At 71.6% G+C, this 20,493-nt stretch carries 14 protein-coding genes and 3 pseudogenes; 6 read left to right on the top strand and 11 right to left on the bottom strand.

All coding sequences use genetic code 11. The features are described 5' to 3' along the window. Positions 1–40: 40 nt before the first annotated feature. Entirely contained in the window at positions 41–634 is a 594-nt protein-coding gene (locus ABD794_RS17910) for a biotin transporter BioY (RefSeq protein ID WP_344964570.1), read from the bottom strand. Positions 635–891: 257 nt separating this feature from the next. Here ABD794_RS17910 and ABD794_RS17905 point away from each other — a divergent pair, with 257 nt between their 5' ends. The 3 genes from ABD794_RS17905 (at position 892) to ABD794_RS17895 (ending at position 4,704) form a co-directional block, all read left to right on the top strand. Then, a complete protein-coding gene (locus ABD794_RS17905; protein ID WP_344964568.1) occupies positions 892–2,298 on the top strand; it encodes an amino acid permease in 1,407 nt (468 codons plus the stop codon). A 172-nt stretch (positions 2,299–2,470) separates the two neighbouring features. Further along, a complete protein-coding gene (locus tag ABD794_RS17900; protein WP_344964566.1) occupies positions 2,471–3,886 on the top strand; it encodes an amino acid permease in 1,416 nt (471 codons plus the stop codon). A gap of 176 nt (positions 3,887–4,062) precedes the next feature. Beyond that, positions 4,063–4,704 carry a superoxide dismutase gene (locus ABD794_RS17895; RefSeq protein WP_344964564.1) on the top strand — a complete coding sequence of 214 codons (642 nt, stop codon included), beginning with the start codon at positions 4,063–4,065 and terminating at the stop codon, positions 4,702–4,704. A 124-nt stretch (positions 4,705–4,828) separates the two neighbouring features. Here the strand turns inward: ABD794_RS17895 and ABD794_RS17890 are convergent, their stop codons facing one another. Further along, positions 4,829–5,455 carry a hypothetical protein gene (locus ABD794_RS17890; RefSeq protein ID WP_344964562.1) on the bottom strand — a complete coding sequence of 209 codons (627 nt, stop codon included), beginning with the start codon at positions 5,453–5,455 and terminating at the stop codon, positions 4,829–4,831. A 122-nt stretch (positions 5,456–5,577) separates the two neighbouring features. Next, positions 5,578–6,233, bottom strand: a pseudogene (locus ABD794_RS17885) (DsbA family oxidoreductase). A 118-nt stretch (positions 6,234–6,351) separates the two neighbouring features. Between ABD794_RS17885 and pepN the strand changes: the two are divergent. Both pepN and ABD794_RS17875 read left to right on the top strand, forming a co-directional pair. Next, positions 6,352–8,956 (top strand): annotated as a pseudogene (gene pepN, locus ABD794_RS17880) (aminopeptidase N). A 90-nt stretch (positions 8,957–9,046) separates the two neighbouring features. Next, positions 9,047–10,075 carry a hypothetical protein gene (locus tag ABD794_RS17875; protein ID WP_344964560.1) on the top strand — a complete coding sequence of 343 codons (1,029 nt, stop codon included), beginning with the start codon at positions 9,047–9,049 and terminating at the stop codon, positions 10,073–10,075. 103 nt (positions 10,076–10,178) lie between these two features. Here the strand turns inward: ABD794_RS17875 and ABD794_RS17870 are convergent, their stop codons facing one another. From ABD794_RS17870 to ABD794_RS17845, 6 genes are all read right to left on the bottom strand, one after another. Next, positions 10,179–10,403 carry a hypothetical protein gene (locus ABD794_RS17870; RefSeq protein WP_344964558.1) on the bottom strand — a complete coding sequence of 75 codons (225 nt, stop codon included), beginning with the start codon at positions 10,401–10,403 and terminating at the stop codon, positions 10,179–10,181. 3,219 nt (positions 10,404–13,622) lie between these two features. After that, positions 13,623–14,315 carry a hypothetical protein gene (locus ABD794_RS17865; protein WP_344964556.1) on the bottom strand — a complete coding sequence of 231 codons (693 nt, stop codon included), beginning with the start codon at positions 14,313–14,315 and terminating at the stop codon, positions 13,623–13,625. A gap of 10 nt (positions 14,316–14,325) precedes the next feature. Next, positions 14,326–15,522, bottom strand: a complete 1,197-nt coding sequence (locus ABD794_RS17860; RefSeq protein ID WP_344964555.1) for a hypothetical protein — start codon at positions 15,520–15,522, stop codon at positions 14,326–14,328. Positions 15,523–15,555: 33 nt separating this feature from the next. Further along, entirely contained in the window at positions 15,556–15,987 is a 432-nt protein-coding gene (locus ABD794_RS17855; RefSeq protein ID WP_344964573.1) for an RICIN domain-containing protein, read from the bottom strand. 158 nt (positions 15,988–16,145) lie between these two features. Then, positions 16,146–16,670: an RICIN domain-containing protein gene (locus tag ABD794_RS17850; protein ID WP_344964553.1), complete on the bottom strand. Its 525-nt coding sequence runs from the start codon at positions 16,668–16,670 to the stop codon at positions 16,146–16,148. Positions 16,671–16,790: 120 nt separating this feature from the next. Next, complete coding sequence (locus tag ABD794_RS17845) at positions 16,791–17,093, bottom strand: AbfB domain-containing protein (protein WP_344964550.1); 303 nt, start codon at positions 17,091–17,093, stop codon at positions 16,791–16,793. 128 nt (positions 17,094–17,221) lie between these two features. Between ABD794_RS17845 and ABD794_RS17840 the strand changes: the two genes are divergently transcribed. Then, a complete protein-coding gene (locus ABD794_RS17840; RefSeq protein ID WP_344964548.1) occupies positions 17,222–17,458 on the top strand; it encodes a hypothetical protein in 237 nt (78 codons plus the stop codon). A gap of 91 nt (positions 17,459–17,549) precedes the next feature. Here the strand turns inward: ABD794_RS17840 and ABD794_RS17835 are convergent, their stop codons facing one another. Beyond that, positions 17,550–18,239 (bottom strand): ALF repeat-containing protein, encoded by a 690-nt coding sequence (locus tag ABD794_RS17835; RefSeq protein ID WP_344964546.1) that lies wholly within the window; start codon positions 18,237–18,239, stop codon positions 17,550–17,552. Between the two features lie 748 nt (positions 18,240–18,987). After that, a pseudogene (locus tag ABD794_RS17830) lies at positions 18,988–20,493 on the bottom strand (TIGR03767 family metallophosphoesterase); the annotation flags it as partial.

Genomic DNA, 20,493 nt, shown 5'->3' with positions numbered 1-20,493 from the left:
CTCCGTAGAGCGCGGGCTCCCGTACGGAAGGGCGGCGCACTCAGCCCCGCCGCTCCAGCCACTTCCGCGCCGCCGGCAGCGCGCCCATCGCCAGCGCCGCCTTCACCGCGTCGCCGATGAGGTACGGGGTCAGGCCCAGGGCTACCGCCTGGCCGAAGGAGACGTGGAGCGCCAGCGCCAGATACGGCACGCCGACCGCGTAGATGATCGCGGAGCCCAGGGCCATCGTGCCGGCGGTGCGCAGCACCGAGCGGTCGCCGCCGCGGCGGGCCAGGGCACCGACCACCGTGGCGGCCAGCAGCATGCCGAGGACGTAGCCGAAGGAGGGGAAGGCGGCGCCGGACTTCGCCTCGGCGAACCACGGCATGCCCGCGACGCCGGCGACGGCGTACAGCGCGAGGGAGAGGAAGCCGCGGCGGGCGCCGAGCGCCGTGCCGACGAGGAGCGCCGCGAAGGTCTGGCCGCTGACCGGCACCGGGGAACCCGGGACCGGGACGGTCAGCTGGGCGGCGACGCCGGTGAGGGCCGCGCCACCGACGACGAGGGCGGCGTCCCGGACGCGCGCGGACGAGGCGGGCAGGAGATCGGCGAGGACCGTACCGGTCCGGGGGGCAGCAACTGCGGCGGTGGCCATCGGTACTCCGCTGGAAGGAGGGACAGAAAATCAAGCACGCGTAAGAACACCGTGACGTTAGCCCAGGCCGCTCGAATCGGCATGGGCGCGCGTCACAAAGCCGCCCGGGGGCGCTTTGGCGGGTTTCGCCGGTAAGTGATGCTCGTCACGGGATGGTGCAAGCAGCTTGGTTACGGCGACCCGGTCGGGAGAATGGGGGTCAGGTTCGCGCGTGCACAGCGCGACCCCGCGCCGCACCGACCGAGAGTTACGAGCCCATGCACGACGCACCCTCCGCCGACGAGTCCCTCGTCGGCGCGAAAGAGCCGCTGTCCGCGGGGCTCAAGCAGCGGCACCTGACGATGCTCGGGCTGGGCGGGGTGATCGGCGCGGGCCTCTTCGTGGGCTCCGGCGCCGGGATCTCCGTCGCGGGTCCGGGGATCATCGTCTCGTACCTGATAGCGGGCGCCCTCGCCATGCTGGTGATGCGGATGCTGGGCGAGCTGTCGTCGGCGATGCCCGCCTCCGGCTCGTTCTCGGTGCACGCGGAGCGCGCGCTGGGCCGCTGGGCCGGGTTCACGGTCGGCTGGCTCTACTGGTTCCTGCTGGTGATCGTGCTCGCCGTGGAGGCCACGGCCGCCGCGCAGATCGCCCACGGCTGGGTGCCGGGCATGCCGCAGTGGGCCTGGGTCCTGGTATTCATGGTGGTGTTCACCACCGCGAATCTCACCGCCGTGAAGAACTTCGGTGAATTCGAGTTCTGGTTCGCCGCGCTGAAGATCGGCGCCATTCTCCTCTTCCTCGGCCTGAGCCTGCTGGCGATCTTCGGGCTGCTGCCCGACACCGAGGCCGTGGGCATGAGCAATCTGACCGGTCAGGGCGGCTTCCTGCCCCACGGCTGGCACGGGGTGATCTCCGGCGTCCTCGCGGTCGCCTTCGCCTTCGGCGGCCTGGAGGTCGTCACCATCGCCGCCGCCGAGTCCGAGGACCCCGAGCGCGCGGTGGGCCGGGCGGTGCGCAGCGCCGTGTGGCGCATCCTCTTCTTCTACGTGGGCTCGATGCTGGTCATCGTGACCCTGCTGCCGTGGTCGTCGCTGAAGCCCGGGCAGAGCCCGTACGTGGCGGTCCTCGACCACATCGGGGTGCCGTCGGCCGGGCAGATCATGCAGATCGTGATCTTCGTGGCGCTGCTGTCGGCGCTCAACGCCAACCTCTACGGCTCGTCGCGGATGGTCTTCTCGCTGGCCGAGCGCGGCGAGGCGCCGCGGGCGCTGCTGAAGGTCTCGCGCGGCGGCGTGCCGGTCCGGGCGGTGCTGGCCTCGGTGGCCTTCGGCTTCGCGTCGGTCGTCCTCAACCTCTACTGGCCGGATTCGATCTTCCGCTATCTCCTCAACTCGGTGGGCGCGGTCCTGCTCTTCGTCTGGGGCCTGGTCGCCGCCTCGCAGCTGCGGCTGCGGCGCCGGATCGAGCGGGAGATGCCGGAGCGGCTGACCCTGCGCATGTGGTGCTTCCCCTATCTGACCTGGGCCGCCCTGGCCGGCATGGCGGGCATCCTGGTCCTGATGGTCGCCGACGCGGGAGCCCGTCCGCAGCTGATGTGGTCGGCGCTCGCGACGGGCGCGGTGCTGGCGGTGGCGGGGCTCCGGGAGCTCCGGCTGCGCCGGACCGAGCGTTCCGGCCGATAGCAAACATTGATTCTGGCGATATTTCAGGTGCGGAGAGTCATCACCGCGTCTAAATATCGGACATCCGTGTGACAAGTGTTGTCCTGAGCGAACATCACCCCCACACTGAGGCAACTTTTCGCAGTTGTTTCAACAATCACCACTCCTTTCACTCACGGGGACAGACACGACCATGACTCGGATAGATGCGACCTCCGCGCCCGAGCGCGCGGTCACCGAAGTGCCGCCGGACTCCGGCACCGCCCTGTCGCACGGTCTCAAGCAGCGCCATCTGTCGATGATCGCCCTCGGCGGGGTCATCGGCGCGGGGCTCTTCGTCGGCTCGGGGGCGGGCATCGCCGCCGCCGGCCCGGGAATCGTGCTGGCCTATGCGGTGTCCGGGCTGCTCGTGATGCTCGTGATGCGCATGCTCGGCGAGATGGCCGCGGCCAACCCCGCGTCCGGCAGCTTCTCGGTCCACGCCGAGAAGGCCATCGGTCCCTGGGCGGGCTTCACCGCCGGCTGGGTCTTCTGGATCGAGCTCTGCGTGGCCATCGCCGTGGAGGCCCTCGGCGCGGCGGCGATCATGGTCCAGTGGTTCCCCGCCACGTCCTCGTGGATGTGGGTGCTGCTCTTCATGGCCCTGTTCTGCGGCATGAATCTGGCGGCGGTCGGCAACTTCGGCGAGTTCGAGTTCTGGTTCGCCACCCTCAAGGTCGCCGCGATCGGCATCTTCCTCGTCCTCGGCATCCTGGCCATCTGCGGCCTGCTCCCGGGCACCTCCGCCCCGGGCGCCTCCAACCTCACCGGGCAGGGCGGCTTCCTCCCCAACGGCACGGACGGCCTCGTCGCCGGCCTGCTGGCGTCGGTCTTCGCGTACGGCGGCCTGGAGACGGTGACGATCGCCGCCGCGGAGTCCGAGCACCCGGTCAAGGGCGTCGCCAAGGCGGTCCGTACGGCGATGTGGCGCATCGCCCTCTTCTACGTCGGCTCGATGCTCGTCGTGGTCACCCTGATCCCGTGGACCGACAAGTCGATCCTGGGCGGTCCGTACGTGGCCGTCCTGGAGCACCTCGACATCCCCGCGGCCGGCCAGATCATGAACGTCATCGTCCTGATCGCGCTGCTCTCGGCCATGAACGCCAACATCTACGGCGCGTCCCGCATGGCGCACTCGCTCGTCGAGCGCGGCGAGGGCCCCCGCTTCCTGGGCAAGGTCACCGGCGGCGTGCCGCGCCGGACCGTCGTGGCGTCCTCCGCGTTCGGCTTCGTCGCCGTGCTGCTGAGCTACAAGTGGCCCGACACCGTCTTCAAGTGGCTGCTCTACATGACGGGCGCGGCGGTGCTGGTGGTGTGGGCCTTCATCGCGGTCACCCAGCTGATGATGCGCCACCGTCTGGAGCGCGAGCAGCCGGAGCGGCTGGTGGTGCGGATGTGGTGGTTCCCCGTCCTGACCGTCGTCGCCCTGCTGGGCATCCTGTTCATCCTCGGCCTGATGCTGCGCGAGAAGGACACCGCCGTCCAGCTGTACGCGACGGCCGCGCTCACCGTGGCCCTCGCCCTCGTCGGCTACGTACGGCAGCGGCTCGCGGCGGCCCGCCGGAGCTGACGCCCCGCCACCCTCCCCCTCCCGAGGCGGGGTCGGTCCTGGATCGCCAGGACCGGCCCCGCCTCGGTCTTTGGGACGAGACATGACCCATTCGGCCCCTCTCGCAACCAATGGCACGCACCTGCTGATAGCGTCTACCTGCAAGTTAATTGCAATAAGCAGTCGGAGGGCTCGGCATGGCCATCTACACACTTCCTGAACTTCCGTACGACTACGCGGCGCTCCAGCCCGTCATCGACGCGAAGATCATCGAGCTGCACCACGACAAGCACCACGCGGCGTACGTCAAGGGTGCGAACGACACGCTGGAGCAGCTCGCCGAGGCCCGCGACAAGGACCAGTGGGGCTCGATCAACGGTCTGGAGAAGAACCTCGCGTTCCACCTCTCCGGCCACATCCTGCACAGCATCTACTGGCAGAACATGACCGGCGACGGCGGCGGCGAGCCGCTGGACAAGGACGGCGTGGGCGAGCTGGCCGACGCGATCGCGGAGTCCTTCGGCTCCTTCGCCAAGTTCAAGGCCCAGCTGACCAAGGCCTCGGCCACCACCCAGGGCTCCGGCTGGGGCGTCCTCGCCTACGAGCCGGTCAGCGGCAAGCTGATCGTCGAGCAGGTCTACGACCACCAGGGCAACGTCGGCCAGGGTTCCACCCCGATCCTGGTCTTCGACGCCTGGGAGCACGCCTTCTACCTTCAGTACAAGAACCAGAAGGTGGACTTCATCGAGGCCATGTGGGCGGTCGTCAACTGGCAGGACGTGGCCCGGCGTTACACCGCCGCCAAGGAGCGCGGCGACGCGCTGCTGCTCAACCCCTGAGCCGCGGCGCCGCAGTCGGCCTGCTCGTGATCGTCTTCTCACCCGTGTCACGCGGCAGGCACACGGAGGGCCCCCGCGCGGTCGACTCGCGCGGGGGCCTTCCCCATGCTCCCATCACCGCGCCTCAGGCGTGCCCGAACGCCTCGCCCGTCACGGCGAACTCCCGGGCCAGGCCCGTCTCGTGGAGCCGGGCGAACGGAGCGAACGGAACGCCCAGTTCCGATCCGCCCCGGTCGAAGTTCCAGCCCTTGTGCAGGGCGAAGCGGTAGTCGACGGCCACCGCGCCGTCGCCGTCCACCCGTACCGTGCCGGTCAGCCGGAACTCCGCGCAGCGCAGCGCCAGCCACCAGTCGGCGCTGATCCGACGGGTGATGAGGACGTCGCGCCAGCCGCTGTCCGCGGGATAGGCGGCCGGCGTCCGGGGGCCCGCGCGCCAGCGGTCGAGGGCCTCCGCCCGCCAGTGCGCCAGCTGCTCGTCCGCGGCCGCGCGGACGGCCGGGAGCGCGAGCAGCTCCTCGGCGTCGATCCGGACGGGCGTCCCGTCGGCCCGCAGGTAGTGCCGCATCATGGCCGCCGCGTGACGCAGCCGGCACAGGGACCACACCGGCGGCAGGGCACGGCACACGGCGAGGGTGAGGAAGTCGTAGGGGCGCACGGGGAGCTCGGCGAAGGCGGCGTTCCCGCACGGCGGCTCGGCGTCGGCCCAGCCGCCGTCGCGGCCCAGGGGCCGGGAGAGATCGGTCTGGCCCATGTCTCGGACCCTAGGCGAGGACCGCCGCCGACGCCCGCCGGCGGCGGTCCTTCCGGGGGACGTACCCGTACGCGCGGGACCGCGCCCCTAGGCGCGGAGCCGCGCGAGGCCGCGCCGGGCCGTCAGTCGAAGATCGGGTCCTGCGTGCGCGTGCGCTTGATCTCGAAGAAGCCGGGGGTCGAGGCGACCAGCAGCGTCCCGTCCCACAGCCGGCCCGCGGCCTCGCCCTTGGGCGCCGGGGTGACCACCGGCCCGAAGAAGGCGACCTCGGCCTCGGTCCCGTTCTCGCCGGGGACGGCGATCACCGGGGTGCCGACGTCCTCGCCGACCTTGTCGATGCCCGCCTGTGGGAGGCGCGCACCTCCGCGTCGTACGCCTCGGTGCCGGCCACGTCGGCCAGCGACTCCGGCAGGCCGGCCTCCTTCAGGGCCTCGACGATCGTGGCGCGCTCGCGCGGCATGCCCTGGACGTGGAAGCGGGTGCCGAGCGCGGTGTAGAGCCGGCCGAGCACCTCCTCGCCGTGCTCCGCGGCGGCCGCGACGCACACCCGGACCGGGCCCCAGGCGTCCGCGATCTTCTCGCGGTACTCCTCGGGGAGCTCGTCCATGCGGGGCTCGTTGAGGACGGCCAGGCTCATGACGTGCCAGCGCACCTCCACCGGGCGCACCTTCTGCACCTCCAGCATCCAGCGGGAGGTGATCCAGGCCCAGGGGCAGATCGGGTCGAACCAGAAGTCGGCGGGGGTCTTCGCGTCGTCGGTCCTGCGGGTGGTGCTCATGCGGTTCTCCCGTGCGGAGCGTGGGGGCAAGGTGTTCACACTTTCAACAAGACGCGCATGCCATGATTCCTGATGATCCGAGAGTCACCGACTTTTGACATCCCGAGGGAGCCCTGCCGTGCCCGGTGAGAACCTGACCCGTGAGGAGGCCCGGGAGCGGGCCGCACTGCTGACCGTGGACGGCTACGAGGTGCACCTGGACGTGCGGTCCGCGGTCGGCCCGGACACCGGTGACGGCCCCGCACCTTCCGCTCCGTCTCCACCGTCCGCTTCCGCTGCGCCGAGCCCGGCGCGTCGTGCTTCGCCGACCTGGTCGCCCCCTCGGTGACGGCCGTGACGCTCAACGGCCGCGCCCTGGACCCGGCGGCCGTCTTCGACGGCACGCGCATCGCCCTGGACGGCCTGGCCGCCGAGAACGAGCTGGTCGTGGACGCGCGGTGCGCGTACAGAGCCGGGACGGGCGAGGGCCTGCACCGCTTCGTGGACCCGGAGGACGGCGAGGTCTACCTCTACACCCACTACGAGCCGGCCGACGCCCGCCGGGTGTTCGCGAACTTCGAGCAGCCGGACCTCAAGGCCCCCTACACCTTCTCGGTCACGGCCCCGGCCGACTGGACCGTGATCAGCAACGGCGAGCAGGACGGCGAGGACGAGCCGGTGGACGCCTCGGCGGTCCCCTCGTCGATTCGCCGCTTCGTACCGACCAAGCCCATCGGCACGTACATCACCGCCGTCGTCGCCGGCCCGTACCACGTCGTCCGCGACCACTACAGCCGTGAACTGCCCGACGGCACCGCCCTGGAGATCCCGCTGGGCGCGTTCTGCCGCAAGGGCCTCGCCCGGTACTTCGACGCCGACGAGATCTTCACCGTCACCAAGCAGGGCTCGACTTCTTCCACGAGCACTTCGACTACCCGTACCCCTTCGGCAAGTACGACCAGGCGTTCGTGCCGGAGTACAACATCGGGGCGATGGAGAACCCGGGCTGTGTGACCTTCCGCGAGGAGTTCGTCTACCGCGGCAAGGTCACGCGCTCGGCGTACGAGCGCCGGGCCAATGTGATCCTGCACGAGATGGCGCACATGTGGTTCGGCGACCTGGTGACCATGGAGTGGTGGGACGACCTCTGGCTCAAGGAGTCGTTCGCCGACTTCATGGGCTCCTTCTCGCAGGTCGAGGCCACCCGCTACACCAACGCCTGGGTCACCTTCGCCAACCAGCGCAAGGCGTGGGCCTACCGGGCCGACCAGCTGCCCTCCACCCACCCGGTCACGGCGGACATCCACGACCTGGAGGACGCCAAGCTCAACTTCGACGGCATCACCTACGCCAAGGGCGCCTCCGTCCTCAAGCAGCTCGTCGCCTACGCCGGGCGCGACGCCTTCCTGGAGGGCTCCCGCCGCTACTTCAAGCGCCACGCCTACGGCAACACGCGCCTGTCCGACCTGCTGTCCGTGCTGGAGGAGACCTCGGGCCGCGACATGTCCGCCTGGGCCCGCTCCTGGCTGCAGACCGCCGGCGTCAACTCCCTGACGCCGCAGCCGACCTACGACGCCAACGACCGCATCACGGAACTGGCGGTCCTCCAGGAGGCGCCCGCCGAGCACCCCGAGCTGCGCCCGCACCGGGTGGCCGTCGGCCTCTACCGGCGGCAGGGCACCGAGCTGGTGCGCTACGCGCGCGCCGAGGTGGACGTCGCCGGGCCGCGCACGGTGGTCGACGGACTGGCCGGTGCGGAGCGGCCCGAGCTGATCCTCGTCAACGACGACGACCTGACGTACTGCAAGATCCGGTTCGACGAGGGCTCGCTGGCCACCCTCCGCGCGCACCTCGGCGACCTGACGGACCCGCTCGCCCGCGCCCTGTGCTGGTCGGCCGTGTGGAACCTCACCCGCGACGGGCTGATGCCCGCCCGCGACTACCTGGACCTGGTCGAGCGCTTCGCCGGGGCCGAGAGCGACATCGGCGTCCTCCAGATGCTGCACACCTGCGCGCGGGGCGCCCTCGTCCACTACGCGACGCCGTCCTGGCGCGCGGAGGGCTCCGCGCGGCTCGCCCGCACGGCGCTCGCCGAGCTGCGGCTGGCCGAGCCGGGCAGCGGCCACCAGCTCGCATGGGCCCGCTTCCTGGCCCAAGTGGCCGTCACCGAGGCCGACTTCCAGCTGCTGCGCGGGCTGCTGGACGGCACCGCGCGGATCGACGGGCTGGAGGTCGACCAGGAGCTGCGCTGGGCGCTGCTCGCCGCCCTCGCGGCGGGCGGCGCGGCCGACGCGGCCCTCGTCGAGGCCGAACTGACCCGCGACGACACCGCGTCCGGCCGCCGCCACCAGGTCCGCTGCCTCGCCTCCCGCCCCGACCCCAAGGTCAAGGCCGAGGCCTGGGCGACGGTCGTCGACTCCGACGTACTGTCCAACGCCCTGACCGAGGCCACCGTCGCCGGCTTCGACCAGCCGGGGCAGCGGGAGCTCCTGGAGCCGTTCGTGGAGCCCTACTTCGCCTCCCTGGAGCGCGTCTGGAGCGAGCGGTCGATCGAGATCGCCATGGCCGTCGTGCGCGGGCTGTTCCCGATCCTCCAGGACGACCGGCGGACGCTGGACCTCACCGACGCCTGGCTCGCGGAGCACCCGGACGCGGCCCCGGCGCTGCGCCGCCTGGTGCGGGAGGCGCGCGACGACCTCGCGCGTGCCCTGCGCGCACAGGAGTGCGACGCGGCGGCCGCGTAACTCCCTTACAACCCCACGGGGTTGTCCGCACTCGACCACGGGTACGTAACAGCGGTTAAGGTGCGGGCGCGGGGTGGGAAGGCCCTGGTCATGAACCACGAGGCCCCCCTCTCCCCCCGCCCGCTCCACCACCTCTCCGACGTCCGCCACCGCGTCATGACCGCGCGCCGGCTGCGCGAGCACGGCGTCTCCGCCTCCGAGGCCGGCGAGCGCTGCCGGCCCGGCGGCCCCTGGCAGCAGCTCCTGCCCGGCGTCTACCTGCTCCACACCGGCCCCGCCACCAGCGAGGAGCGTCTGCACGCCGCCCTGATGTACACCCGGGCGCGCACCCAGGGCATCCCGGCCCAGGCGGCGCGCCGCGACGGGGCGCCCTACGGCGAGGCGATGATCACCGGCCTCGCGGCCCTGGCCCTGCACCGCTTCACCAGCGCTCCCCCGCTGCTGCGGCTGGAGCACATCGACGTCCTCGTCCCGCACACGCGCCGGCTGCGCGCGACGGGCTTCGTCCGCCCGGTCCGCGCCCACTCCGTCCCCCGGCCGCGGCTGCTGACCGGCGTCCCGGTCGCCCCCGTCCCCCGCGCCGTCGCCGACGCCGTCGCCGGGCTCACCGACCCGGACCGGATCCGCCGCCTGCTGACGGAGGCGGTCCGCTTCGGCCACTGCGAGGCGCCCCGCCTGCTCCGCGAACTCACCCGCGCCCGGCTGCTGGACCGCGGCCCCGTCGCCGCCGTGATGGACGTCCTCCTCGCCGAGGGCCGCGCCGCCGCCGAGGACCGCCTGTACGCCACGGTCTCCGAGGCCGCCCTGCCCTCCCCCCTCTGGAACGTCGAACTCCTCCTGCCCGGCGGCCCGTCGCTGGGCGCCGTCGACGCCTACTGGCCGGACCACGGCGTGGTCGTCGAGATCGACACCCGCGCCCGGACCCGCCGCGACGACCTCGTCCGCGACGAAGTCGCCCGCAAGCACGAGCACTTGGAGCAGCTCGGCCTGGCGGTGCTGGCCGTGACCCCGCGCCAGCTGCGGGAGTCGCCGGAGCGGCTGGCGGATGTCGTGCGCTCGGTACTGGCGGCGTCGGCGGAGCGGGCGCCGGGGGCTTATGTGGTGGTGCTGCCGCGGTGAGGGGCGCGCGAACCCTTCACAGACCCGGAAACGAAGCGGCACCGCGCCTCGGGCGGAGGCACGGTGCCGGGTTCCGGCCCGTCAAGGGCCTTGTGTCAGCGGGTCAGTCGAGCCATTCGATCTCCCATTGGGAGGACTCCACGAAGGATTCGAGCTCCGTCCGGTCCGCCATCCAGTAGTCGCCTCCGTCCGTCGGCTCGGACAGGTCGTCGACAAGGTAGACGTAGTACCCGCCCGTGACGTCGGAGTCGTCGTGGAGCTTCACGAAGTAACCCTCGTAGAAGCCCGACAGAATGCGCCCGTGCCGTTCCAGTTCGATGTCCATCATTTGCCGATCGGTGCGAGTGGTACGTGGTTGTTGGCCAAGGGCTTTCCGGCCGCGTCGAATATCTCGAAGTGCACGTGCGGTATGTCGGGCCAGTGGCCACCCACCAGGGAGGCGGGGTCGACGCGCATTCCTCGGCGGCCGTCGGCGCTACGGAAGACACCCCTTCCCTTGCTCACGTCACGCGCGCCCTCACCGAGGAACTCGCGGCCGGTCGCCATCGTGTCCTCCAGGTTGATCGTGAACTTGCTGACGAGACTCGACTTCCGCTTGTGGGCCACGATGTCGGCATTGGCCACGGCAGTGGCCTGCGTCTCGGCGATGATCTCCTTACGGACGGTGCCGTCGGCGCAGAAGGGCGGCAGGACCGGCGGAGTCGGCGACGCCGCCGCCATCGCATGGTACGCGGCATGTCGGAGCGTCTTCGGTGCCTTGGGCTTCGTCTTGTCCCGGCCGGACTTGTCGTCATCGCAGTCGGGAATCCATTCCCGGATCTTCTCCAGGGATTTCTCGACCTTTTTGAACTTCTTCCGTGCCGCGGCGGTCTTGTCGAGGAACTTGTTGATGCCCCAGACGACCTTCGCCATCTTCGGGAGCTTCCCGCCGATCTTGGCCAGCTTGAGCGGGCCGGCGTTCTGGACCACGGCCCAGATGCAGGTCGGGATATCTCCGGTGTCGATGCACTCCTTGATGTCCTCGGCGAAGAGCTCGATGAGGAGCTCGGCGCCGTTCTCCTTGAGGTAGTCGAAGAGGTCCTTCGTGGAGAGGCCCTTGATGTCCTCGTACTCCTCAGGAGTCAGCCCGTTCTCCTTGAGCGCCTGGTCCAGGTCCGTGCCCTTGTCGAACTCCTCCTGTTCCTCGGCCTTCTGGGCGGCCTCCGCGCGAGCATCGCTCTCCTGTTGGCGCTGGTACTCCTCCGCCTTCTTGGCCGCCTCGTCGGCCTCCTTCGCGTATTTGTCCGCGTTCTTGGACGCCTCCTCCGCCGACTTGGCGTGCTCCTCCGCCGAGTCCGCCAGCTTCTTCGCGTCCTCGGCGTCCTTCGCCGCCTGGGTCGCGGCGGCCTCGGCGGTGGCCGCCTCCTTCTCGGCCAGCGTGGCGGCGCTGCTGGCCGCGGCGGCCTGGTTCTCGGCCTCCGCGGCGGCGCCACGGGCCCGTTCCGCCTCGGCTTCGGCCTGCGTGGCCGCCGTACGGGCCGCCGAGGCGTCCGCGTAGGCGCGGTCGGCGGCCTCGCGGGCGTCCCGGGCGTCGGCCTGGGCCTGGGCGTCGGCGTCCTTGGCCCGGGCCGCGGCGGCCCGTGCCTTGGCGCCCTCCTCCGCCGCCTGCGCGGCGGACTTCATGGCCGCGGCCGAGGAACGGGCCGCGGCCGCGGACGAACGCGCCGCGTCGGCGGCCGCCTTGAACGCGGGGGCCACCTGGGCATTGGCCCGCTGCGCCGAAGCCTCCGCCGCCTCCGCGGCCCTGACCGCCTCGGCGGCCATCGCCTCGGCGGAGGCGACCTCCTTCTCCCCCATGTCCTGGGCAGCGCGCGCCACTTCGGCCGCGAAGTCGGCGTCGACGTCCTTGCCCGCGAAGGGTGCGGTCAACTCGATGGCCTCGTTGGCGGGATCGGCGATCCCGGCCGCGGTGGACCGTGCGGCGGCCGACGCCTGGACGGCGACGGTGGCCTGGATCTGCGCCATGGCCGCCTCGCGGGTCGCCCCGGCGGCCTCGTCCCTGGTGCGGTTCGCCGCCTGGAGGGCGCCGCTCGCCTCGGTCGCCGCCAGTCCGGCGAGGCGCGCCGCCTCGTGGGCGGCGAGGCCCGCGCGGGCCTCCTGGGCCGTGGCCTCGGCGGCCTTCGCGTCGGCCCGCTGCGCGGCCGCATGGGTGGCGGACGCCTCGGACCGGGCCTTGTTCGCCGCCGCGTTGGCGGCGGAAGCGGCTGCCTCCGCCTTGTTGGCCGCTTCGTCGGCCCGCGCGGCGTGTGCACCGGCCTCGGCCGCCGCGGCCCGGGAGCGGGCGGCGGCGCCCGCGGCCTCGATGGCCGCCGAGCGGGATCGTGTCGCGGCACCGCTCGCCTCGTCGGCGGCACCGCGCGCCCGCCCGGCCGCCTCGGCCGCCGCCTTGGCGTCGGCGCGGGCCGCGAGCGCGTAGGAACGGGTCAGGGCCGCGTCCTCGGTGCCCTGGGTCGCGGCCTCCATGGCCTCGGCCGCCTTGGCCCGGGCCTCCTCCGCACGGTGCTCGCGCTCGGCCTCGTACGCCTTGTCGCGGGCCTCGCGGGCCTTCGTCTCGTCGCCGCGCGCCCGTTCGTCCGCGGTCGCGGCCTTGCCTTCCATCTGCGCGGCCCAGGCGCGTTTCTCGGCCGCGTCGGCCGCGGCCGCCTGCGCCTCCGCGCGCTTCGCGGACGCGATCCGGGCCTCGGCCTCGGCGCGTGCCTTCGCCGCCGCCGCGTTGTCCCGTTCGCGCTCGGCCCGGGCCCGGGCCTCGGCGGCGAGGGCGCGCTCGTGCTCGGCGATCGCCCGCTGCTCGGCGGCGATCTTCGCCTGCCGCTGCGCCTCGGCCCGCGCCTCACGGGTCTTGCGGGCGTGGTCCCAGGCCGCGGCCTCCGCCTTCTCGGCGTCGACACGGGCCTGCTTGCCCCGGGCGGCCGCGTCGGCCGCCACCTTCGCCTGCCTGGCGGCGGCGTCGGCCAACCTGCCGGCTGCGCGGGCGTGTTCCTCGGCGTTGGCCCGCCACTGCTTGGCCTGTTCCTCGTGGAGCTCGGTCGCGTTCTTGGCGTTCAGCCCCGCCGCGTCGGCCGCCGTGGCGTCCACCGCGTGCTGCGCGGTCTCGCTCGCCTTGACGGCCGCGTCGGCCGCCGCCTTGATGCCCGCGGCGACCTCGGCCCACTGCACGCCGTGCGTCAGCCCCGTCTCGACGAGCACGTCGGCCTGCGCCTTGGCCTGCCGCGCGGCGACCTCGGCCGCCTTGGCCGCGTCGTTCGCGTTGCCGACCTGGCGGGCGACCTCGGCCTTGACCTGGTCGTAGTCGGACAGCCGCTTGCCGGCCCGGTCCGCGGCCAGCATCCGGTCCGCCCGCCGTGACGCCGCTGCGGCCGAACTCATCGCGTTGGACGCGTTCTTGAGCGCCTTGACGGCGTCGCCGTGGGCCGCGATCAGCTTGGTCCGGGCCTCGGCAGCGCGGGCGGACTTCTCCGCCAGTTCCTTGAGCTTCTCGGCGGCCTCCCGTGCCTCCTTCTCGGCTTTCTCATGGGCCTCGCGGGCCTCGGCGTCCTTCTTCGCGGCCTCCTGGTAGCCCTTCTCCAGGAACTCCGCGATCGCCTTGTCGTCGCCCGTGGCCAGCGCCGCCTGGGCGGCCTTCTTGACCTCCGGGCCGCCGGCGGCGACGAGCATCTCGACGCGTTTGCGGTTCTCCGCCGCCTGCTTCTTGTCGGTCTCGTCGGTCTTCTTGTCCCGCTGCCGGGCTATCTCCGCGCCGAACGCCAGGAAGTCGGCGCGGGTCGCGCGCCGAGCCCTTGAGGACCCGGTCCACTTCCTGCTCGAAGTACGGGCCGCCGGTCCCACGCATCGCCTCGATCTTGCGGCGGTTCCCGGCGTCGGCGGCGTCCTTCTTCTCCTGGGAGCGTTTGCGAGCCTCGGCCTCGCCGTGCTCCAGGAACTCCCGGACCGCGTTCGGGTCGCTGCTCTCCAGCGCCTTCTTCGCTGCGGCCTTGACCTCCTCGTCCTCGTCGAACTCGGCAATGACCTCGACAAGTTGCCGGTCGCTGTCATCGGCGCCGCGCTCGAACGCGGTCTGCGCACGAGGCGCCGGAGCGGCCGCGGGGACGACCGGGGCGAACCTGGAGAGACGCTCCGGCCTCTCCGGCGCACCGGCCGCTTGCCCTGTCAGTCCGCCCAGCAGCGCAACGGCGACGGCCGTGGACACCACCGTTCTCGCCACGCGGATCACATCACCGCGCGGCCTTCCGGCTCTCGGCCGGAATCCACCCATCACGGAAACCCTCCTGATGAAAGAGAAAGAAAAAGGCCCCTGCCCTTCGGCGCGGGCAGGGGTCGTGGAGTTGAAGCGAGGCAACGCGGGGCGAGGTCAGCCCTTCACGCGGTTCTCGCTGTCCTGAGCCCGGTCGAACATGTCCTTCCAGAAGCCCGGCCGTACCGGCCGCCTCCGTCTGTTCCCCGGCCCAGGAGTCCTGGTTGGCCGTGGCGGAGTCGCCGATGTTCTTCCAGAGCCGGTCGGCCGAGTCCTTGGACGCCTTGGCGATGTTCCGCCAGTTCTCCGCCTGCGCCATGGCCGTGTCCCGCTCGGCCAACCACGCCTTGCGCGCGGCGTCGGCGTGCTCGGCCACTTCCTCCCAGGCACGTTCGGCCTCGGTACGGGCCTTGGCCTTGTCGGCCGCCGTCCTGAGGGCCTCTTCGGCGGCGGCCGCCTTTTCGAGAAGGAGGGATAGGGCGTGATGCCGCGCCACTTCCGCCTCCGCGATGCGCATCCGGTAGCCCTCGAGGTCGAGCGTCGCGCCGGTCGCCCACCCATAGCCGAAGAACTCCGCCACGTCCGCGTCACCGGCTCCGGACCGCAGCGCCCACTGCGCGGCGACCCGCACCTGCTCACCCGGGTCGTGCTCCGCGACGGCGCGGACGAAGTCGCGGTCCTTCGCCGTCACTTCGGCCTTCCGCCTCTCGTCGGCCTCCCGGGCCGCCCGGTCGCGCTTCAGGGCCACGTCGTAGCCGGACCTGGCGAACGCGGCCTGGTCGACGGGCGTTCCCGCGACGGCGCGCTCGGCCGCGGCGTGCACCTCGGGGGAGAACGAGACGGAGTGGGTGCGCACCACCCGTTCGCAGAACGTCCGGTTCACGCTCTGGGTGGTACGCATCCGCTGCAGGGCCTTCTGGAATCCGCCGCCGGGCGCGAGCCATTCGGCGATCGCGGCGTCACCACGGCTGCTGCGCAGGGCGAGCCAGGCGGAGCTGCGGATCTCGTCCGGGAGGGACGACATGGCCATCTTGCGAACCCGGTTGCGGGCGTCCTCGGCCGCGGCGGCGGAGAGGAGAACCGACGCGGACCCGTCAGCGGTGACGACGGCCGAAACCGGGGGAACCGGCTCGGGCGGGGACCGCCCCGGCCGGCGCGCCACACGCCAGCAGGGCACCGGTCAGCGCGGGTACGACCCATTTCCGTCGGTTCACGACGCCGGCCGCTCGACCGGCCTGATCCTCCACAGCTGGGCGTTGGTCTGGTTGCAGGACCACGACTGCGCCCGCGCTCCGAGCTCCACGTTGCCGTTGACTATGTCCAGGCAGCGGCCTTCGGTATGGGTGGGACGCAACTGGTAGAGCTGCCGGGCGGGATCGACGAGGTCCATCTGCCAGCGCATCTGCTTGCCCCCGGTGCAGTCCCAGACCTGGACGGCGGCACCGGCCTGGGTGCCGCTGTTCTCCACCTCGAGGCACTTGTCGGTGGGCACCGCCCGGAACTCGAACGAGGAGTTGTCGACGGGAATCACCCGCCACAGCCCGGTGTCCCAGTCAGTGGTGCAGAAGTCCATCCCCGCTCGGGACCCGTTCTTCTTGCCGGCGGCCAAGCACCTATCGCTGTCCCCCGCTTCGAGCATCACCACTGTTTTCTCCCGCGGCGGCGACAGGGGCGGAGCCAACCCCTTGCGCCTGTACGGTGGTCAGGCTTCCGGCCAGTGCGACCAGACCGGCGCCGAGAGCCAGCGCGGCTCGGGTGATCCGTGCCATCGTGAAATCCGTTTCTACTCGACAGTGGGCTTCAGGACGCGGCCGGCTGCATGCGCCAGCGCTGGGAGGGTGCTCCGACGCACCTCAGGAGTGACGCCCTCACTCCGTCGTCGCGGCCGACACCGGGGATGGTCAGGCAGGAGTCCGAGAAGCTGCCCTCCCCCGCGGGGCGCAGTTCGTACAAGCCCTTGGCGACCTCGACGAGCATCACCCGCCAGCGCTGGCTGGAGTTGTCGGGGCACCACATCTGCTCGACATCCATGTTGGTGTTCGGCCCGGCACCGATACAGCGACCGCTGTGCTTGGCCCATACCGAGATCGTCCCCCCGCCGGCGGCCCGCAGCTCGAAGAGCTGGTTGTCCAGGTCGTCGGCACAGGTCTGCTGCACCGCGTACGCCCCATCACTGATGCGGGCGTTCTCGATGGTGAGGCATTTGTCGCTGTGCTCCGCCCGCAGGCGTACGAAGGAGGAGGTGTCGGCGGGGGCTGCGTACGCGGTGGTCGCGACGCCGGCCAGCGCGGTGACGCCGGCGACGCCGGCCAGCGCGGCTCGCATGATCCGGAACATGCTGGGATCCGTTCTTCTCTGAGGAGTGAACTCGGCGGACGGGAGCGTCACGGTGCGAGAGGGGGAGCGACCGTCCAGGTGGCCCGCCGGTCGAACTCGCCGCTCTGATCAGGGGGGTAAACTCACCCAGAGCTCGCCCCTGTTGTGTTCCAGCCAGGCCCAACCGCTCGCCGCCTCGAATGAGGTCCCGGTCCCGGCGCGGCCACTGCGGGGGCACCAGGTCGCGTCCTCCCGGAATTCCGCGGTGCCGTCGTCGGCGGATACCCGCACCCCTGCGCCGTTGTGCTCCTTCCTCAGGTAGTAACCCTGCTGACGCACCGACTCGAAGGAGAAGCAGCCGGGGCTGGCGAGCGCGGGCACGACGACCCAGGTGGCCTCCTCGCGCTCGGCCTGTTTGCGCTTGGCGTCCATGGGGGCCGATGTAGCCCAGGTCACCGTCCGCTGCGGATGCGCGGATGTACCAACCGGCCTGCTGGCCGACGCTCTGCCGGATCGACTGCCGCCGCGCCCGGTACAGACTGTCCTCCTTGAGGAACTGGGTGACGTCCTCGTCGCTGCCCGCCAGCGCCTTCTGCGCCGCCGCCACCAGGCCCGGGTTCATCCCGCCCTTCTCGGCCAGGGCCATGATCTTCCGGGCCTCACCGCGGTTCTTCTCCGCGAGCTTCTTGCGCCGCGCCTCGTCGTCGCGCTTGTACGCCTCCTCGGCGTCGGAGTGGATGAACTTCTTCCAGACCGCCGGGTCGGAGCTGAGCACCGCGCGCTGGGCGGCCGCGTAGAGCTCGCTGCCCCGCAGGTCTTCGGGGGCCGTACGCAGCAGCTCCCGGATGAAGTTGTCGTCGCCCAGGGCGAGCATCGCCTCGGTCGGCGTCATGCGGAAGAGCGCCGCGACGTTCGTCCGCGCGGCCAACTCCCGCGCCGCTCCGCCTCCTTGCGGTTCTTCTCCTCCAGCTCCTTGAGCTCGTTGTCCTTGTCGCGGCGCTGCGCCTCCCGGGCGCCGTTGACGATGAACTCCCGCCAGTCGGCCGCGTCCCCGGCGAGCGCCTTGGCACCCGCCTTCTGGACCTCCGGCCCCGCGGCCGCGTGCTTGATGACGGCGCGGATGAAATTGTCGTCGCTCAGCCCCAGGAGCTCCGGGGTGCTCGGAATGCCGACAGCCACCAGCACCTGGGACTTGGCGAGGCGCGCCGCGCGATCGGCTTCGGCCTTGTCGTCCTGCCGCTTCTTGTCGGCCTTTCCGGCCTCGGCGATGCCCGTGACGATGAACCGCACATGGTCCTCGGCGGAGGAACTGGCCATGGTCGCCTCCGCAGCCGTGCGCACCGCGGTCCACTTCTCGCCCGACTCCCCGGCCTTCTGCCACAGCAGGCGGATGTAGTCGTAGTCGCTGAGCTGCAGGTTCGCCGCGCTCGGGAAGAAGTCGATGATGGCGGCCGCCGCGATGCGCTGATCGCCGTCGGTGCCGATGCCGTCCGACTGGGCCACGGCCCCCGTCGGCGCGGCGACGGCGGCGTCCTGCGCGACGACGCCGGTCACGGCGGCGAGCGCGGTGGTGGTCACGAGACCGCGTGTGACGATCCTCCGGACGCGCGCGGAGGCGAGATGTCTCTTGTGCATGGTGGTTTCCGAAACCCCTCTGACGTCGCACCGGGCGACGTGATGTGTGCAGGCGGCGAACGCGCGCAGGGCCGTGAGGCATCACCACAGCGTGAATTACTGCGAGTTCGCACAGGGCAATGACATTCCGGGCGGCTTGACGGCCACGCCCGGTTATAAGCCGGAGCGCTTCCGCTCCGGGTGCCACGCCCCGCGAGCCGGCTCGGCGGCGCCGACTACGGATACTGTCGCATCCATGCGTGCAGCTGTGCGGTTCACCGCTTCCCCCCTTCAGCCCGCCGATGTGGCCGAAGCTGTTCCCCGGAGAACGTAACCGTCCCGCGGCCCACGGCCTGATCGTTCCCCACCACCGGAATGGGACGCTCCGAAACGCTCCGCAACCCCATTACCGGTAAACGGAGTTCACTATTCACGCATAAGTGGAATCACAGAATGATTCAAGTACCGGAAAAGCGAAGGCCGCCGTCGGGCAAAGCGGAGGGCGCAGAACGCCGTACGGCTGCGACCGGCCGAACGTCCGTCCCGCCGACCGGATCGCGCCTTCTCGCCGGCACCCGGAGGCGCGGGCCCGCACGAACTCCACGGGTGCCCGGCCCGACTGTGTCACCTTGCGGCCGGGGGCGTCCCCGCACGACAGGGCCGGCCTCCGGGTGCGGTACGCACGGAAGGCCGGCCCCCGGCCGCCGAGGAGTCACCGCTTCAGCAGCAACTCCGTGTTTCGGTCCTTCGCGTCCCCCACCAGCGACCCGTCCTTCCCCGGTGCGTTGAAGGCCAACTCCCGGTACAGCGAGGCCAGTCCGGTCTGCGATAGGTCGTGGTAGTCGGTGCGGTGCGGGGCCGCCGACTCGATCAGGGTCGTGTGGAGGGAGACCGTGCCGTCGCGGTTGTCGGTGATCTCGATGACGCGCGCCAGCTGCGGGTAGTCCACGTGGGAGGCCGTGGCGATCTCCCAGAACGTGCCGCGCGGGCGGATGCGGTTGCGGTGGCTGTGGCCGTTGATCCAGGCCAGGACGTTGGGGTGGCGCCTGAGCAGGGCGATGATCTCGTCGCCGCCGTGGCGCTTCTCGTCCGGCCGGTTCGGGTCGGGGGTGAAGTTGTCCATGCTCCAGCTCGGGTGGTGGCTGAAGACGAGGGCGTAGTCGTCCCGGTGGGCCGCGAGGGTGCGGTCGAGCCAGTCGAGCTGGGCGGTGCCGAGGGAGCCCTGGTAGTGGCCGCCGGGGTCGGTGGAGTCGAGGCTGATGCCGACGACGCGGTCCGAGACGCGGAAGCTGTAGTAGAGGCGGCCCGAGTCGAGATTGTCCTTGGTGTAGCCGTGGCCGACGGGGCCGCGCCCGGTGAACCTCCGGTCGAGGTGCATCGCCACGTACTGACGCTGCGTCAGCGGGGCGCGACGCGGGTCCGGAGTGACGCTGCGCAGCTCCTTCTTGTGCTTGCGGAGCAGCTCCTCTATGCGCTTGCCCTTGGGGTCGACGCCCGTGCGCCTCGCCGTCCATGAGCCACTTGGCCTCGTCGGCGGAGACGGTGTAGAGCTTCTTGCCGCCCACGGCGACGTCGTGGATGAAGGACCCGGCGGCGGGGTAGCAGCCGCCCGACAGCAGGTCGTGGTTGCCGAAGGTGGAGTACCAGGGGATGTTCAGGCCGGGGCTGTTGACGCGGCGCATGGCGGCGGCGAGGTAGCCGTCGATGCGCGGGTAGCCGAGGGCCTTGTCCTGGTCGCGCAGGGAGCTGTCGGGGTGCCAGTAGAGCTTCAGGCCGCTGTTCTGGACGCCCTCGTAGCGGCGCGGGTCACCGGTGTTGGGGTCCATGCGGCCGCCGCTGAGAGCGGTGAGGAACCACTCGGCCTCGATCTTCGCGTTCTCGTCGCCGTTGTCGCCGGTGGTGATGACGAACTTCAGCGGGCTGCCGGTGGCCGGGCCGCGGCGGAGCCTGTTGACGCGCTCGACGAGGGAGACGACGCCGGGCAGGGTCAGCGCCTCGTGCGGCCGCCAGGCCCCCTCGCCGCCGGCCCGGAAGAACTCGTAGCGCAGGGGGTGCTGGACGTCGGTCAGATGGAGGTCGGTGAACTGCACGAACGAGGCGATCGTGGTACGGCGGCGGTCGCGGCCGTCCCGGGCGTCGGCGAGGTCGGTCCGGACGACGCGGGGCCAGCCGGGGCCGTCGCCGAGCCGCCGGTAGCCGCCGCCGCTGCCGCGCGGGG

This window comes from Streptomyces thioluteus (assembly GCF_039535865.1).
The sequence above is the reverse complement of the archived record's forward strand: the minus strand, read 5'-3'. Positions and strand labels throughout refer to the sequence as shown.